Below are 16885 nucleotides of genomic sequence, written 5' to 3' on the forward strand. Positions count from 1 at the left end.
ATTAGATAAAATATTATTACCATATCAATCTATTGGTTATAACTTAAAACTTTAATTTTGGAATTATCTAATTCTAATTTGGTAATGCTTCCGTTTTGCGGACGAATCTTCAAATCGAATTGACCTTTTCCATATAATTCCATAAGACTAAGCAATGTATTACCATGGCTAATGACTAATACATTATCTCCATCTTGCAAATTATGATTTTCAGAAATTAATTTGAAACCCTTTTGAATTCTTTCCCAATACTCATGCTGATCTTCTGCATCATGGAATGGATCAGCTAATTTCATCATATCTTTTGCTTCTGCTATAGAAAAGGATTCAATAATCTCAGCAAATGATGTCAAATGTTGTGGTGCACCAACTTTAGCCCAAACCGCATCCATATTATCACCCTCAAAAGATCCATAAAATTGTTCTCTAAAGTAGGATGATTTGGTAGCTTTGGTCAAATTACTTTGATGATTTTCAGCTAAAATTAATTCAGCTGTATCTTCAGCCCGCGTTGTGTCTGAAGAATAAGCAGCAGCAAATTTAACTTCAGCCAATTTTCGACCAGTGTCTAATGCATTTTGGATACCATTTTTAGTCAAAGGCGAATTACTCCAGCCTTGTAATTTGTTATAAATATTAAAATAAGTTTGTCCGTGCCGAACCAAATACAATGTTAATTTAGCCATATCATTCTCCTAATTTCAAAATAAATCAATCAAAATATTAATTAATTCAATTCATAAAGTCTACCTACTATTATTATAGTATAATGAACACAAATAAGGAGGAATTCACCTATGGGATTACAATCAAACCGTCAAAATAGCATGGAAACATCTTTTGATAATTTCATCGAATTACCAAAAAAAGATGATAACGAAAAAAATGCTTTCTTAGGTAAGAAAAAAACACAAGATTTATTATCTGAAGAAAAATAAAAAAACACGATAAATCGTCGATTATTATACAGACGACAGAGAGGCCAGGACATTTTTGTCCCAGCCTCTTTTTTAATTATTATCTTTTTCTTCACGCTTAACTTCAGCTAATAGCTTTCTTTCAGTTGCATCTAATTCATAATTTTCAAGTAAATCAGGCCGTCTTAAATAGGTCCGGCGAAGTGCTTCTTTTTTACGCCATTCTGCAATATTAGCGTGATGTCCACTCATTAAGACATCAGGAACCTTTTTACCTTTAAAATCAGCTGGACGGGTATATTGAGGATATTCCAAAAGCCCAGTTGAAAATGAATCATCAACCGCTGACATATCATCGCCTAAAGCTTCATCTAATAACCGTACAGTTGCATCAATAATAACCATTGATCCTAACTCACCACCAGTTAAAACAAAGTCACCCAAGGAAATTTCATCCGTAACTAGATCGCGTATCCTTTCATCATATCCTTCATAGTGTCCAGAAATAAACGTTAAATGTTCTTCTTGTGATAATTCTTCGGCCATCTTTTGATCAAAAGTACGCCCAGCTGGGTCTAAGAGAATCACACGCCCTCGGTTACCAGCTACAGCTTCAACATGCTCCATCGCTGAATAAATAGGTTGTGGCGTTAAAAGCATTCCCTGCCCACCACCATAAATGACATCATCAACATTATGATGTTTATTTTCAGTGAAATCACGAAAATCAACTACATTAAAATCAACCAGTTTACGTTCAATGGCCTTTCCAATAATGGATTCTCGCATAGGTGCAAACATATTGGGAAATAAACTTAATACATCAATTCTCATCAGCAACCCACTCTTCTAATAGAACAACTTTAGCAGTTTTGTCATCTAAGTTAATTTCTTTGACCACTTGTTCTGTAAATGGTATCAATAAATCTGATCCTTGCTTCCGTTGTATTACCCAAACATCATTTGCTGGTAATTCTAGAATTTCTTTGACGGTTCCAATAACACTTTGATCCTCATTATTAATAATAGAAAGTCCGACAATATCATGATAAAAATATTCATTTTGATCAAGTACTGGTATTTGAGTATCATCAACCATCAAATCCATTCCTTTATATTTTTCAATAAAATTAATATTTTGTAAGTCTTTAAAACTCAATAAGATAAACTGTTTGTGGTTACGTACAGTTGCAATTTCAACTTCTACATTATTTTTTGCCCCAATCACCATTTTGTTACCTGGCACAAACCGTTCAGTTGAAAAATCGGTTGTTGAAATTACCCGAACTTCCCCTTTAATTCCATGGGTATTGACAATAGTTCCTACTTTATATAAAGACATTCAATTGCTCACTCTCTTTTTTGATATACTATATTTCATGAATTTTAATGCTATGCTTCTAAACTTAAATACTTCTGTAAAGCCGCATTGAACTGTTCATCAGGTAATGTTTCATTTGTAAAACGACCCATAACCGTAAAATCATGCCGATTTTTGAAGCTCAAGGATTTTACCTCAACTAGTGCAACCGCCATGTTTTGTTCAGTTAAGAATATCTGTCCAGGCCCTCGTAATTTTCCTTTAGTGTGCTTACCAACACGCCAACTATGAAAATCAGCTAATTGGAGGGCGGTGTTTTCAACATGATATTGACCATTTAAATCTTGTTTAAGCATTACACCTACTAACTCTGCTGTTGAATATTTACTAGCCATATCTTTAACCGTCCTAATTATTCAATGTAATTAATTATAGATAAATCTAACTATCGACGCAATAGCCAACTACTTAGATTATCCGCTATTCTAAAAGAATTACCAACTTTAGATTTGACATTGATGACAAATGAGTTTAGTATAAATCAGGTCGGTTAATATGTGCAGTTGCACATAAAGGAGAAATATATGAACCCAGAGGTAAGTGATGACCAACTTCAAAGCTTTGGAATTGTCAGCCGTGTCATTCGTACTGAACTAAATCGGGTCCTTAAGCCTTACGGATTGAACGACAGCAATTATTTTTTTATATCTTATATTGCAGATCATCCAGAGTCTTCTCAAGGTGACCTAACTCGAACAATGTTTTTAGATCATAGTACGATTACTAGATCTGTTGCTAAACTAGTTGAGTTAGGCTATCTTGAAAAACATCTTGATGAAAAAGATCATCGAACGACACGTCTCTTTTTAACAAATAAGGGTGCTGAAATTCGATATGAAATACATGAACTCACTACGACTATTTTTGATAATACCTTTTCTGAAATTTCATCTGAAGAAAGTGAAACCATTAAAAGTATATTATTAAAAACAGCCAATCATTTAGAAAAAACGAGGTCTAAGAAATGAATAATACCGCTCAAAAGATGTCTACTAGAGACATCCTCTCGATTGCCGCTGCGGCAATCATGGCATTCATTGGTGTCTTAATTGAAACTTCAATGAATGTTACATTCCCAACTTTGATTCGTCAATTTAACGTTGATTTATCAATGGTGCAATGGCTTACAACTGGATATTTATTGGTTGTATCTCTTATTATCGTTTGTTCTTCTTATATTAAAGGAAGATTTAAAGAACGTAATATTTTTATGACAGGTGTTATCTTTTCAATTATTGGAGATCTTGCCTGTGCCCTAGCACCTGGTTTTTCCGTTCTATTACTAGGACGTCTAATCCAAGCAATCGGAACTGGAATTGTTCTACCACTTCTATTTAATATTATTCTTGAACGTGCCCCAATGGAAAAACGTGGAGTCTTCATGGGATTAGGTGGTCTAATTGTTTCAATGGCACCTGCCCTTGGCCCTACCTTTGGTGGAGTTGTCGTTAACTTTGTTAGCTGGCGTTATATTTTCTGGATTGTCCTACCATTAATGATTATTGGTTTTGTCTTAGGATTTTCAATTGAACAAATCACACCACTTGTTAAGCAAAAATTTGATTGGATTCGTTTAATCTTATTAACTATTATGTTTACAACTCTTACTCTAGGATTTAATACAGTTAGCCAACATGGTTGGTTGAATGGTGAATTAGGTCTTAGCCTAGTTATTACTGCTATTGTAGTATGGATTTTCATTGCTGTTTCTAATCGTTCAAAGCGAGTTTTGATTAATATTTCTATTTTTAAAAACCCTGTCTTCACATTGGCTCTAATTGCTTACGTATTAATTCAATTTTCAAATATTGGTATTAATTTCGTCTTACCAAATTATGCACAAATTGCTGATCATGCTACTGCTATGATTAGTGGTCTTATCCTACTTCCTGGTAGCTTAATTTCTGGATTATTAAATCCTGTCTGGGGTCGTATGTATGACACCCTAGGTGCTAAAAAGCCAATTTTCATTGGAAATTCGATCTTATTCTTAGCAATCATCGCCTTCGCTGTCTTTAGTCTTAAACTAGCACCAGTAATGATCTTAGTTTATTACCTAATCTTTGCCGTTGGAGTTGCTATGTCATTTGCTAATACAATGACTTATGCACTTACCATTACCGGTCCTGAAAAAGAAGCTGACGCTAATGCCATTTTCAACACCCTTCAACAATTCGGTGGTTCAATTGGAACTGTTATCGCCTCTAGCTTCCTAGCTTCTGGAACTGGTAACAATGCTGCTGAAGTAATGCAATCTGGTACACAACATGTCTTCATGTTCTTTGGTATCTTAATCTTCATTAACTTCTTCTTATACCACTTCACATTTAAATTAGGTCATAAATTAATGCCTAATCTATAAATAAATAATTAAAAAAGACTGGTCTATAAAAGACTAGTCTTTTTTTACGTATATAATGAATTACAATAAAACAAAACACTTAATAATTTACTGCATTCTTTTTGATATTTATTTGTATGTATCATTTTAAATTTGACATGATGATGTATTTACAACACTTTGGCTTTTATATTCGACTAAAACATCGTAAGCATCTCATTTTAAGCATTTATCATCATGGTATGAATACTTCATCAGTCTTTGCCTCTTATCACGTTAATAACCATTAAAATTTCATCTAAAAGACACTATAAAAAAGGTTAGTCCCTATTTCTACGGACTAACCTTTTTATAAAACCCTCAAATTACTTTGAGAACTTAGCTTCATGGTACTTCTTCATGATTCCAGCTTCTGATAACAAGTTTTTAACTGTATCAGAAGGTTGTGCACCATTGTTCAACCATCCCATGATAACTTCTTCTTCCAACTTAACTTCAGCTGGTTCAACCAATGGGTTGTAAGTTCCAACGTTTTCAATGAAACGTCCGTCACGAGGTGAACGTGAATCTGCTACAACTACGCGATAAAATGGGCGCTTCTTTGATCCCATACGCTTTAAACGAATTTTAACTGCCATGTTTAATTTCCTCCGGTAATTTTCTACTCTTATTATAATACCAGAGTTATATAACAGTGTAAAGTGTTTTTCCTTTACACATTATTTTTATTTTAGCGGCGCTTTTTCTTATTTTTTTTAATTTGACGCGCCATACGCTTCATAGCCATATCTTGCATCTTTTTACCCATATTACCGCCCATACCAGGCATGTTCGGCATTCCACTAGGCATACCAGGCATACCGCCACCTTGTAATGAACCCATCATTTGTTCCATTTGAGCGGTATTACCATTCATGGCTTTGCTCATCATGCCCTTCATTTGATTAAATTGTTTAATCATTCGGTTAACTTCAACAATCGGACGACCTGCTCCAGCAGCCAAACGACGACGTCTTGAAGGATTAATTAGATCTGGGTCTTCTCGCTCAGCTGGTGTCATTGATAGCACAATAGCTTTCATATGATCAATTTGCTTAGGATCCATCTGCATATTTTGCAAAGCAGGATTATTAGCCATTCCTGGAATCATTTTCATCAAATCTTCCAAAGGACCCATATTTTGAACTTGGTCCATTTGATCAATGAAATCATTGAAATCAAATGTGTTTTGACGCATCTTTTCAGCCTGTTCAGCGGCCTTTTTCTCATCAACATCTTTTTGGGCTTTTTCGATCAGGGTCATTAAATCACCCATTCCCAAAATTCGTGAAGCCATTCGTTCCGGATAGAAGACATCCAAATCGGTCATCTTCTCCCCTTGTCCTACGAATTTAATGGGTTTATTAGTGATCGCACGAATTGAAAGTGCTGCTCCGCCACGAGTATCACCATCCAACTTAGTCAAAACAACCCCAGTAATACCCAAACGATCATTAAAACCAGTTGCCGTTTCAGTAGCGTTTTGCCCAGTCATTGCATCAACAACCAATAAAATTTCATCAGGTTGCGCAATTTCCTTAACATCAGCTAATTCTTGCATTAATGCTTCATCAATTTGTAAACGTCCCGCAGCGTCAATAAAGACATAATCAGACTTCAATTCTTCAGCTTTAGCAAGCCCTTGCTTCACAATTTCACGAGGATCTACATTAGTTCCCATTGAGAATACTGGCACATCAATTTGTTGTCCCAAAGTTTCCAATTGATCAATGGCAGCTGGTCGATAAATGTCAGCAGCAATCATAAGTGGACGTGCGTTTTGTTCTTTCTTTAACTTAAAAGCAAGTTTACCGGCAGTGGTAGTTTTACCGGCTCCTTGTAACCCTACCATCATAATAACAGTGGGTATTTTTGGTGAACGATTTAAGGGAACATCTTGTTCCCCCATCATTGCTGTTAACTCATCATTCACAATTTTAACAATTTGTTGAGCCGGATTTAATCCTTCTAGAACTTTCTGCCCCGCAGCCTTTTCACGAACATCGCGAACGAAACTTTTTACAACCGTATAATCCACGTCGGCTTCCAACAAAGCCATACGAATTTCTCGCATTGTATCCCGTAAGTCAGCGTCTGTAACTTTTCCCTTTTTTCGTAATCCGCTCAATGCAGATTGTAGTCTTTCTGTTAATCCCTCAAAAGCCATTTTATTTAATCCTCCTCAAGCGTAATTAATTGTTCCATTAAATCAATTAATTGCTGATCATTTTGATAATTTTTTTTAATATATGTCTCAATTTCAGCAGCAGCTACCTGCCTTTTTAAATATTCAGCATATAAATGCAATTTATTTTCATAATTTTCTAAAAGCTGCGTACTTCGTTTTAAGTTATCATAGACAGCTTGTCTTGAAACAGAAAATTCATCTGCAATTTCACCTAGTGAATAATCATCTGCATAATATAATTCTAAATAATCATCCTGCTTACTCGTCAATAAAGAACGATAAAAATCAAACAGAATATTAAGCCGCATACTTTTTTCTAGTTCCATCTTATAACTCCAATAATGGTCCGAATAAGCTTTTGGCAAAATCATTAGCATCAAACGGTTTTAAATCACCTACTTGCTCGCCAAGGCCAATCCATTTAACAGGTAAGTGTAATTCATTTCGAATTGGCAAAACAATTCCACCTTTGGCTGTTCCGTCTAATTTAGTTAAGACTATTCCTGTAACATCCGTTGAACTTTTGAATAACTTAGCCTGCTGCAAAGCATTTTGACCCGTTGTTGAATCCAATACTAGGAGAACTTCAGCTGGCTGATCAGGTAATTCACGTTCAATAATACGTTTCATTTTAGCTAATTCTTGCATCAGATTAACATTATTTTGTAAACGTCCAGCTGTATCAACAAATAAGATATCAGCTTGCTGGTCAATCGCCGCCTTCACCCCATCAAATACTACAGAAGCCGGATCTGATTCCGGTGGTCCAGCAATGACTTCAACACCATCTCGTTCACCCCAAACTTGTAACTGTTGTGTTGCCCCTGCTCTAAATGTATCTGCAGCTGCGAGCAAGACCTTCTTTCCTTCTTGCTTATAACGTGCAGCCAACTTTCCAATCGTAGTCGTCTTTCCGACACCATTAACTCCTACAAACAAAATAACCGTTGGCCCAGATTGAGCGAAATGCATTGATGAATCTTCATCACGGCCTTGTTCAGTATAATGATCAACTAATTTCTGTAAAATAACGTTTGAAACTTCTTCTTTGCTCTTAGCATTTTGAAGCTTAACTTCATCTCGTAATTCATCAGTTAATTTAAAGGCGGTTTCAGCACCCACATCAGCCTTGATCAAAGTTTCTTCCAGATCATCAAAAAAGTCCTCATCGACGCGTCTAAAGTTGGCCATAAATTGGTTCCAACGTTGGCTCCAAGACTTTTTAGTTTTATTCAAACCTTGATCCAAGTCTGATTCTGTTGGTTGATTTGGCTCTTCAATGTCCTTCTCTACTTCTGATTCATATACTTCTGTCTGTTCTAAATCAGATGAAGAAGCAACCACATCAGTATTTGGCTCATAAACAGCAGACGCTTCTTCAACTATCTCAATATCCGAATTTTTAACTGCATGAATTTGTTCATTGTTTTGATCTAATAATTCAGCGGTTTTCTCTATTTCATAATCATTTGATACTAATTCAGATTCATTGGCATCAAAGTTATCCTCAACTGGACTTGCTTGTTCACTTGGTTCAGAAAAAGTAATCGTATCATTAGAATTAACTTTTGATATATCACTAACCTTCTCTGCTTCTGTATGAGCTTCTAGTGATTCGTTAACTTTCTCTGCTTCATCAATTACAGAATCAATCTCGATTGCCTTAGGTATCAATTGTTCGACTTTAACAATTGCCTGCTTCACTTTGGGCTGAAAAGGATTATCAGCCGTGATTCGTGGATATAACGTTACTACTTCAACCGGCTGTTTCGTTATCTTGGGTTCAGAAGGCTCTCCGGTAAATGCCTTTTTTATTGCATCAAATAATCCCATAATTTGAATTCCTCATTTGTAATTTTAATTTGTTAAACTTTGATAAGCATCTCGTGCAGCCGCTTTTTCCGCTTCTTTTGTCGATTTACCTTGACCTGCACCCAGCTTTTTATCATTGACACTCACAGCTACTGTGAAAATTTGCTCATTATTTTCAATTTGTTCTTCAGCTATTTTTTCATAATTAATTTCCACTGATCCATGCTTCTGCAACAATTCTTGTAATTTCGATTTATAATCAACAAAACGATCATAGAAACCTGTTTTAATTTTAGAAAAGAAAACAAGATCTAACAAATGCATTACTGCATCTTGACCTTGATCCAGGAATAATGCCCCGATAAAGGCTTCCCACAAATCTTCTAAAAGCGAATCTCGATTTCTCGCCCCAGACATCTCTTCTCCATGACCCAATTGGACATATTTATCAAGATGTAACTCACGTGACAAAGCTGCAAATGAACGGGTTTGTACCATTAAGATTCGCAACTCTGTCAATCGACCTTCATCCCAGTCTGGGTAATTTTGAAAAAGATAGACCGCAGATGATTGTTGCATAATTGCATCGCCCAAAAATTCGAGACGTTGATAATCGCGACCTTGATAACCTGGATGTTCATTAATATAATTAGCTTGCGTTAAAGCCTCTTCTAGTAATTTTAAATCATTAAATTGTAAGCCGTATTTATCGGCAATTTCTGCTTGTAATTGCGCAAACATTAAAAATCTCCTTCGATATTCTTCTTTGATTATTCTCTGTATAAGTATACCAAAAAACCGGACCCACAAACGTTCCGGTTTTTAAATTATCATGATATTGCTTACTTTTTAGCTTGATGTTCATAAATGTAATCAACGGTTTGATTAATCGTTGTTAACTTATCAGCATCTTCATCTGGAATTTCGGCATCAAATTCATCTTCCATTTCCAAAACCAATTCCACAAAATCAATAGAATCAGCGTCAATATCATTTAAAAAGTTCAAATCACCACTGATTTGATCTGTTGAAAGTTCAAAATGGTCAGCCACTAAGGCTGCCACACGATCATAAATTACTTTTTTCTCTAACATTTTATTTCTCCCTTAATTACTCTTGACTGTCAATTCTAGCGGCCAAATCATTTTTATGTTCAGCCACAAAAGTTTCAACCTTATTAATTAAATCACTACTTAACATTGATTCGATTTGAACCATCGTGGCAGAAATTGCCTCTGCACTGGCGGAACCATGCGCTTTAACAACCGGAGCTTTAACACCCAAAACAACTGCTCCACCATACTGCTCAGGATTCCATTGATGTGCTATATCTTTTAATGTTGGAAGTAATAATCCCGCTCCCATTTTAGCACGAATTCCACCATTTGAAAGTGAATGTTTTAATGTTTTCATAACGGTTTTAGCAGTTCCTTCAATTGCCTTTAAGGTTGCATTACCTGTAAAGCCATCCGATACTACTACGTCGGCCGGTCCTTGTAAAATATTTGCAGCTTCAACATTTCCTACAAAGTTAACCAAATGTTTTGCATGACCCGCCTTAAGCAACTGATGAGCGTCTTTATGCATTTGATCGCCCTTATCTTCTTCGCCACCATTGTTTAACAAACCTACCCGTGGCTGGTCATAGTGTAAGATTTCATGTGCGTAAAACGATCCCAAAACACCATATTCATAAAGATGATTAGCACGATTATCTGCGTTGGCCCCAACATCCATCATCACAAAAGCATCGTGTTCACCACCCATTGCTGGCAATAAAGTCATTAAAGCTGGACGACTAATCCCTTTAATACGTCCCACTAAGAAAATACCTGCCGCTAAAAGAGCTCCAGTATTCCCAGCTGAAAATAAAGCATCAGCCTCACCATGTTTGACCGCATTGGCAGCCATAACTAATGAACTATTTTTACGAGTACGAACCGATTTAACAGGTTCATCTGCCATTGCAATTGCATCATCTGCTTGAACTAAACTAATTCGGGTCATATCTTTAATTAGAGGCTTAACTTGATCAAGTTTTCCAAATAATACAAATTCTACATTTGGTAATTTGTCTCGAGCACTCTCTACCCCGGATACTACAGTGGTTGGTGCATCATCCCCACCCATTGCATCTACGGCGATTTTATACATCTTTTTTTCCTCTTTTTCTAGTATTATTACATAATATCATATAGATAAAATCACACCTAATCAAAATTTCGATATCTTTCCATCGTTTCTGACAAAAATTTACTAAGCATAATATTTTCAGGTTGATCAGCCCAATCGGGAGTATTCACAATTTCAAGAGCTTCTTGTTGAGCGGTTTCCATCATAATTAAATCATGAACTGGATCCCCCACCTTAAACTCAGGCATTCCAGATTGTCGATTTCCCAAAACGTCCCCTGACCCTCTTAATTCTAGATCTTTTTGAGCTAAAACAAAACCATTGGTCGTTTTAGTCATCGCTTCCATCCGTTCGATTCCAAATTGAGTTTTCGGATCTGAAATCAAAAAAGTATATGATTGACGTTGACCTCGACCAACTCGTCCACGTAACTGATGTAATTGAGCTAGTCCAAAGCGATCAGCATCTAAAATCAACATAACTGTAGAATTAGGCACATCAACCCCGACTTCAATCACCGTAGTTGCCACTAAGACTTGAAATTCATTCCGTTTAAAAGATTCCATCACAGTATCTTTTTCTTGATTAGACAAACGCCCGTGTAGCAATCCTACTTGATACTGTGGTGCAAAATATTTCATAAGGTCTTCATAAACGGCTTGTGCATTTTGAACATCTAAAGTTTCAGATTCTTCAATTAACGGAGTAACTACATAAGCCTGTGCACCTTCATCTAGTTGTTTTCGAATAAAGCTAACAGCCTTTTCAAATTCATTATTTCTTAACCATTGTGTTTTGATGGGCTTTCGTCCAGATGGTAACTGATCAATAACTGAAACATCCATTTCCCCATAAGCCGTAATAGCTAATGTACGAGGAATAGGAGTTGCAGTCATCGCTAAAATATCGGGATTCATTCCAATTTCACGCAATTTTGCACGCTGCTTTACTCCGAATCGATGCTGCTCGTCAATGACAGCCAGGCCAAGATTGTGAAAAGCAATATCCGTTTGTATTAAAGCATGCGTTCCAATTAAAATATCAATATCCCCATTTACTAAATCAGCTAATATCTGCCTTCGCGGACCAGCTTTCATTGATCCAGTCAATATTTCGATGCGAACATCATTTACATCAAAGAATTGGCTCAAAGTTTTGGCATGTTGCTGAGCTAAAATTTCAGTGGGAGCCATTAATGCTGCCTGCATACCAGCTGATACAGCTGCGTACATAGCTAAGGCAGCCACCACCGTTTTACCAGACCCTACATCTCCTTGCAGCAAACGATTCATATGCTTAGGTCGACGTAGGTCAGCCACAATTTCGTTCACCACTTTTTTTTGAGCAGCTGTTAGTTCAAAAGGCAATGTCTGAATAAAGGCTTTTAATTTATTATTATTAAACTCAATAGATCGTCCATGATAACTTTGGTCTGTCATTTTTAATAATTGTAAGCGCATTTGAAATAAAAAAAACTCTTCAAAAGATGCCGTTCGACGAGCAGCATGAGCCTCAATTGCATTTTTTGGTACATGCACTCCAAACAGCATTTCCATTCGTGGTAATAGGCGGTAACGGAATCGAATAGGCTCGGGAATTAAATCTACAAAGAGTTCTTTATATTTACCAAGTGCTTGCTCAATCAGCGCTTTCAATGTTTTTTGAGTAACTTCTTTTGAAGCAGGATAAGTAGCTTGTAGTTCATCCATACTATCTTTGGCTAAAATTTTAATTCCCATCAGGGTTTGGCGCCTTTGTTCATAGGTCCCATATATAGCAACCTCTTCACCTAACTTTAACTTTTCCTGCACCCAAGGTTGATTAAAGAATGTTACTACAATATTTTCGTTTTCGACAAGCAGTCTGAAATTTATGCGTGTTTTTCGATATCCATAACGGGATAAGACCGGTTCAGAAGAAACAAGACCTTTGAATGTTACTTTTTCCCCACTCCCTACTTCGGAGGGTAGTTTGGTGGCCAGATCACTATAGCGTAAGGGAAAATGGCTTAAAAGGTCTTCAATCGTAAAAATTCCTAAATGATGCAACCCATCAAGACGTTTAGGACCTACACCACTCAGTTCTGCGACCGAATCATTTAATTGCATTGTCTCCCCTCCTTTTTTATTATTCTATTAATTATACATTGTTTTTTTACAATAACTAACGAGCTTTATCATAAATCACTTAAATTTAGACCTATTTTTATCACATAATAAATTAAAAAAAGATCGCTTCAATTAGGCGATCTTTTTCTTAATATTTTAAATTAAAATGCTAATGAAATGAAATTTAGTAAGAATAGCAAAGCCACTACCCACAGTACCGGTGTAATTTCAGAAGCTTTCTTTTTGGCAAGCTTAACGATGATAAAGAAAATGAACCCAGCTGCAATTCCATATGAAATTGAATATGATAGGGCCATAAATGCGGAAGTAAAGAAGGCCGGGATGGCGACTTCTAAGTCATTCCAATCAATGGCCTTGAACTCATTCATCATTGAGATTCCCACAATGATCAAAATCGGTGCCGTGGCTGCAGAAGGTATTACCCCCACAAGTGGTGCTGCCACAATTGAGAACATAAATCCAATTGCAATGACCAAAGAAGTTAGTCCAGTACGACCTCCAGCATTAATTCCAGAAGCTGATTCAATGAAAGTCGTCGTATTTGAAGTTCCATATATTCCAGCAAACATTGTGGCAAAAGTATCAGCGACTAGTCCACGATCCATTTTAGATTTAAAGCCTTTACCTTCTTCAAATTCTTTTTGATCTTGCTTTGAAAAAATACCAGTTGTTAAACCAGTTCCAATGAATGTCCCAATCGCATCAAACAATCCGGAAAGTCCCATTGAAAATACCGTTAAAATAACTACTAAAATTTGCTTAGGCGTAGTGAACATCGACCAAAGGCCGTCTTTACCCAACGCTGCCCCAAATACAGTCCCAAAATCATGGAAAGTAGTAACAAATGAATTATGAATATCAACATGAATATTCGTTACTCCCATAGGTATTCCAATTAAGGTTGTTAATAATACAGTAATCAAATAGGCTCCACGAACTTGTTTCACTACTAAAATCACAATAATAATCAAACCAATTAAAGCTAATATAACTGGGGCAGTATTAAAGTTAGCTAATGATGGAGTTGTACCACCACCAGCAACCATTGTTTCAATTGCCTTAGTTCCTTGTCCTGAATGAAAAGGTTTATTATTAATGCTTAAAATACTATCACCACCAACAATAAAGTTAATAAATCCCGCATTTTTTAAACCAATATAGGCAATAAACATTCCAATTCCAGCAGCAATTGCATGCTTTAAAGAAATTGGAATAGCCTTGACGATGGCTGATCTTAATTTTGTCAACGTAATGATCACATCAACTAATCCAACCAAGAAAACCATCCCTAACGCTTGTTGCCAACTAAAGCCTAAGCCAAATACAATGGTATAAGTAAACATTGCTTGCATCCCAATTGAAGGTCCAATGGCATACGGTAAATTAGCAAAAAGTCCTGTAATTAATGTTCCAGTAATTATTGTTAGAATTGTGGCCATGAAGACACCTTGTGATGGCATCCCGGTCATTGATAAAACAGCTGGATTCAAGAAAATAATATAGGCCATCGCCACAAAGGTTGTTAAACCAGCTGTGACTTCCGTTCTAACCGTTGTATGGTTCTCCGATAATTTAAAAAAATGCTCAAACACGATTTATATCCCCCGAGAAATAAAATATGCGTCTCCGAATCCATACCAAAGACGCATGAAATAAAAGACGACGTAAAGTAATAAACTTTACGTCGTCAACAAAAACCTATAATGCCACTTAAAAAAGCAACATCAAAGTATTTTATTTCAAGTCTGTGGCAGAACACGTTAACGACTGATTGATTTAAAATGTTGTTTTAACAATACCGCTCATTTCAAAATTAGTCAAGATAATATCACAATTAAACAGATCTTAAATTTTTTTAAATATTTCTATAAAAAAACTAAAACTACGTTAAGACGTAATTTTAGTTTTTTATTTATAATTTAATATTACATCTCACTTGGTGCTTTAACTCCCAAAAGGCGCAAAGACTCAGTCAGATTATTTGATACCGCTTGTACAAGGGCTAAACGAGCATTCAATTCATCATCTTCTACCAAGATTTTTGAATTAGCATAATACTTGCTAAAAGTACGTGCTAAGTTCAAAGCATATTTAGCAATCACTGATGGTTCACGATCACGCCAGGCCCGACGAATAACTTCATTAAAAGTCCCAAGTAACTTAACTGTCTCCCAGACTTTTTCATCTGAAATTTCTAAGTGTTCTGGATCAATTTCTGGATTACCTGCTTTTCGCAAAATTGAGTGGGCCCGAGCATTAGCATATTGCACATATGGTCCAGTATCACCTTCAAAACGCACAACATCTTCTAGTTTAAAGTCAAAATTCAAAGTCCGTTCATTCATCAAATCATGGAAAACGACCGCTCCAGTTCCAACTTCATGAGCAACTTCTTCTTTATTTGGAAGATCAGGATTCTTTTCATTAATTTGAGCCAAAGCCAAATTTTCAGAATCAGCCAAAACATTCTTCAATAAAATAATTCGACCTGAACGTGTTGATAATTTCTTCCCATCAACCGTAATCATTCCAAATACGATATGTTCAATATCGTCAGACCATTCATAACCCATTTCTTTCAAAATAGCTTTCAATTGTTCGAAATGTTCACGTTGTTCCCCACCAACAATGTAAAGAGATTTTACAAAGTTGTAGTTCTTCTTACGATAAGTCGCAGCAGCAAGGTCACGAGTCATATACAAAGTAGCACCATCGGTTCGTTTGATCATAGCTACATTTAAATCATAATCATCCAAGTTAACAACTTGCGCTCCTTGTGACTCAACTAGCTTTCCTTTTTCTTCCAAGCGATCGATCACAGCTTCCATCTTATCGTTGTAGAAAGCCTCACCGTTGAATGAATCAAATTGAATATCCAAAGAATCATAGACATCCATAAACTCCTTTAATGATTCATCTCTAAACCATTGCCAAAGTTCCAAAGCCTCAGTATCGCCATCTTCTAGCTTTTTAAACCAAGCTCGACCTTGATCATTTAATTCTGGTTCATTTTCAGCTTTAGCATGGAATTCAACATAATAACGAACCAACGTATTAATTGGATCAGCTCTGACCTCAGCCTCTGAGCCCCATTGCTTGTAAGCAACAATCAACTTACCAAATTGAGTTCCCCAATCACCTAAATGGTTAATTTTAATTGGTTGATAACCATTGGCTTTTGATATTTCTGCCAAAGAATTTCCAATGACAGTTGACCGTAAGTGTCCCATCGACATTGGCTTGGCAATATTTGGAGAAGACATATCAATTGTAATATGTCCTGCTTCTCCATCTGTATTATGCCCATAATTTTCATTGGAAATAATTTCTTTTAAGATATTCGCCCCAGCAGCCTTAGGATCTAAAAAGAAATTAACATAAGGTCCCATTGCAATAACTTTTTGATAATCACTAGTATCCATTGCGTCAACTAAGTCACTTGCAATCAAATTGGGCGCTTTTTTTAATTCCTTTGCTAAGGTGAAGGTTGGGAAAGCATAGTCACCCTTGCTTGAATCTTTTGGAACTTCTATCTTGGCCTTTAACGTCTCAACATCTAAATCAGGTAAAATCGTTGACAATGTTGATGCTATTTTTACTTTATAATCCATCGACTTTTCTCCTAGTTCGTTTCTTCTGGCTTCTCATCCGTGGTTTCTTCTTCAGGCAATTCACGAGGAGCTGGGTTTTCAGTCTTAACTAAAATTTTTGTTTCACTCATTCGGGTAATTGCTCGTCGGTTATATTCAACCACAGTTGCATCGTCAGCTGGATCATTTTCAGTAATCATGACCAATAAGGCATGTTCGTATATTTTTTCAATAATTCCTTTAAAGGAATGTTCGAAATTAGCAAATGCGGGTGCTTCAACATAGTCACCAATATCAAATTCTGATGTATTTACAAGCGGTTCTTTTTTAGCCATTCGTCAATCCTCTTTTGTTT

The 16885-nt window shown here is 36.1% G+C and carries 18 protein-coding genes; 3 read left to right on the top strand and 15 right to left on the bottom strand.

What is annotated here, in order from left to right:
* Positions 1-29 precede the first annotated feature (29 nt).
* A complete protein-coding gene (locus WKK_RS00520; RefSeq protein WP_006845491.1) occupies positions 30-686 on the bottom strand; it encodes a histidine phosphatase family protein in 657 nt (218 codons plus the stop codon).
* A 111-nt stretch (positions 687-797) separates the two neighbouring features.
* Here WKK_RS00520 and WKK_RS07175 point away from each other — a divergent pair, with 111 nt between their 5' ends.
* Positions 798-938 carry a hypothetical protein gene (locus WKK_RS07175; RefSeq protein ID WP_013989115.1) on the top strand — a complete coding sequence of 47 codons (141 nt, stop codon included), beginning with the start codon at positions 798-800 and terminating at the stop codon, positions 936-938.
* A 72-nt stretch (positions 939-1010) separates the two neighbouring features.
* On the opposite strand, the gene trmD is transcribed toward WKK_RS07175, so the two are convergent.
* The 3 genes from trmD to WKK_RS00535 are packed head-to-tail and all read right to left on the bottom strand — an operon-like array spanning position 1011 to position 2633.
* The gene (gene trmD, locus WKK_RS00525; RefSeq protein ID WP_006845493.1) at positions 1011-1751 is read right to left on the bottom strand and encodes a tRNA (guanosine(37)-N1)-methyltransferase TrmD; all 741 of its coding nucleotides are present in this window, start codon (positions 1749-1751) and stop codon (positions 1011-1013) included.
* Positions 1741-2259, bottom strand: coding sequence for a ribosome maturation factor RimM (rimM, locus tag WKK_RS00530; protein ID WP_013989116.1), 519 nt, complete (start codon positions 2257-2259; stop codon positions 1741-1743). Before rimM ends, trmD begins: the two co-directional genes overlap by 11 nt.
* A 50-nt stretch (positions 2260-2309) precedes the next feature.
* Entirely contained in the window at positions 2310-2633 is a 324-nt protein-coding gene (locus tag WKK_RS00535; protein ID WP_006845495.1) for a DUF7671 family protein, read from the bottom strand.
* 189 nt (positions 2634-2822) lie between these two features.
* Here WKK_RS00535 and WKK_RS00540 point away from each other — a divergent pair, with 189 nt between their 5' ends.
* The gene (locus WKK_RS00540; RefSeq protein WP_006845496.1) at positions 2823-3266 is read left to right on the top strand and encodes a MarR family winged helix-turn-helix transcriptional regulator; all 444 of its coding nucleotides are present in this window, start codon (positions 2823-2825) and stop codon (positions 3264-3266) included.
* Positions 3263-4660: a DHA2 family efflux MFS transporter permease subunit gene (locus WKK_RS00545; RefSeq protein ID WP_006845497.1), complete on the top strand. Its 1398-nt coding sequence runs from the start codon at positions 3263-3265 to the stop codon at positions 4658-4660. Before WKK_RS00540 ends, WKK_RS00545 begins: the two co-directional genes overlap by 4 nt.
* A gap of 344 nt (positions 4661-5004) precedes the next feature.
* Here WKK_RS00545 and rpsP read toward each other — a convergent pair whose 3' ends face one another.
* The 11 genes from rpsP to WKK_RS00600 form a co-directional block, all read right to left on the bottom strand.
* The gene (gene rpsP / locus WKK_RS00550) at positions 5005-5277 is read right to left on the bottom strand and encodes a 30S ribosomal protein S16 (RefSeq protein ID WP_006845499.1); all 273 of its coding nucleotides are present in this window, start codon (positions 5275-5277) and stop codon (positions 5005-5007) included.
* Positions 5278-5369: 92 nt separating this feature from the next.
* On the bottom strand, positions 5370-6845 hold the full coding sequence (gene ffh, locus WKK_RS00555; RefSeq protein WP_006845500.1) for a signal recognition particle protein: 1476 nt from the start codon (positions 6843-6845) through the stop codon (positions 5370-5372).
* A gap of 5 nt (positions 6846-6850) precedes the next feature.
* Positions 6851-7192, bottom strand: a complete 342-nt coding sequence (locus WKK_RS00560) for a putative DNA-binding protein (protein ID WP_006845501.1) — start codon at positions 7190-7192, stop codon at positions 6851-6853.
* Between the two features lies 1 nt (position 7193).
* Complete coding sequence (gene ftsY, locus WKK_RS00565; RefSeq protein ID WP_013989117.1) at positions 7194-8699, bottom strand: signal recognition particle-docking protein FtsY; 1506 nt, start codon at positions 8697-8699, stop codon at positions 7194-7196.
* Between the two features lie 24 nt (positions 8700-8723).
* On the bottom strand, positions 8724-9419 hold the full coding sequence (gene rnc / locus WKK_RS00570; RefSeq protein ID WP_006845503.1) for a ribonuclease III: 696 nt from the start codon (positions 9417-9419) through the stop codon (positions 8724-8726).
* 101 nt (positions 9420-9520) lie between these two features.
* Positions 9521-9772: an acyl carrier protein gene (gene acpP, locus WKK_RS00575; protein WP_013989118.1), complete on the bottom strand. Its 252-nt coding sequence runs from the start codon at positions 9770-9772 to the stop codon at positions 9521-9523.
* A 16-nt stretch (positions 9773-9788) separates the two neighbouring features.
* Complete coding sequence (plsX, locus tag WKK_RS00580; RefSeq protein ID WP_013989119.1) at positions 9789-10832, bottom strand: phosphate acyltransferase PlsX; 1044 nt, start codon at positions 10830-10832, stop codon at positions 9789-9791.
* 56 nt (positions 10833-10888) lie between these two features.
* On the bottom strand, positions 10889-12919 hold the full coding sequence (recG, locus tag WKK_RS00585) for an ATP-dependent DNA helicase RecG (protein ID WP_013989120.1): 2031 nt from the start codon (positions 12917-12919) through the stop codon (positions 10889-10891).
* Positions 12920-13080: 161 nt separating this feature from the next.
* Complete coding sequence (locus WKK_RS00590) at positions 13081-14532, bottom strand: NCS2 family permease (protein WP_006845507.1); 1452 nt, start codon at positions 14530-14532, stop codon at positions 13081-13083.
* 333 nt (positions 14533-14865) lie between these two features.
* Positions 14866-16551, bottom strand: coding sequence for an arginine--tRNA ligase (gene argS / locus WKK_RS00595; RefSeq protein ID WP_006845508.1), 1686 nt, complete (start codon positions 16549-16551; stop codon positions 14866-14868).
* A gap of 11 nt (positions 16552-16562) precedes the next feature.
* On the bottom strand, positions 16563-16865 hold the full coding sequence (locus WKK_RS00600; protein ID WP_006845509.1) for a hypothetical protein: 303 nt from the start codon (positions 16863-16865) through the stop codon (positions 16563-16565).
* Positions 16866-16885 lie beyond the last annotated feature (20 nt).

Source organism: Weissella koreensis KACC 15510 (assembly GCF_000219805.1).
GTDB classification, from domain to species: domain Bacteria; phylum Bacillota; class Bacilli; order Lactobacillales; family Lactobacillaceae; genus Weissella; species Weissella koreensis.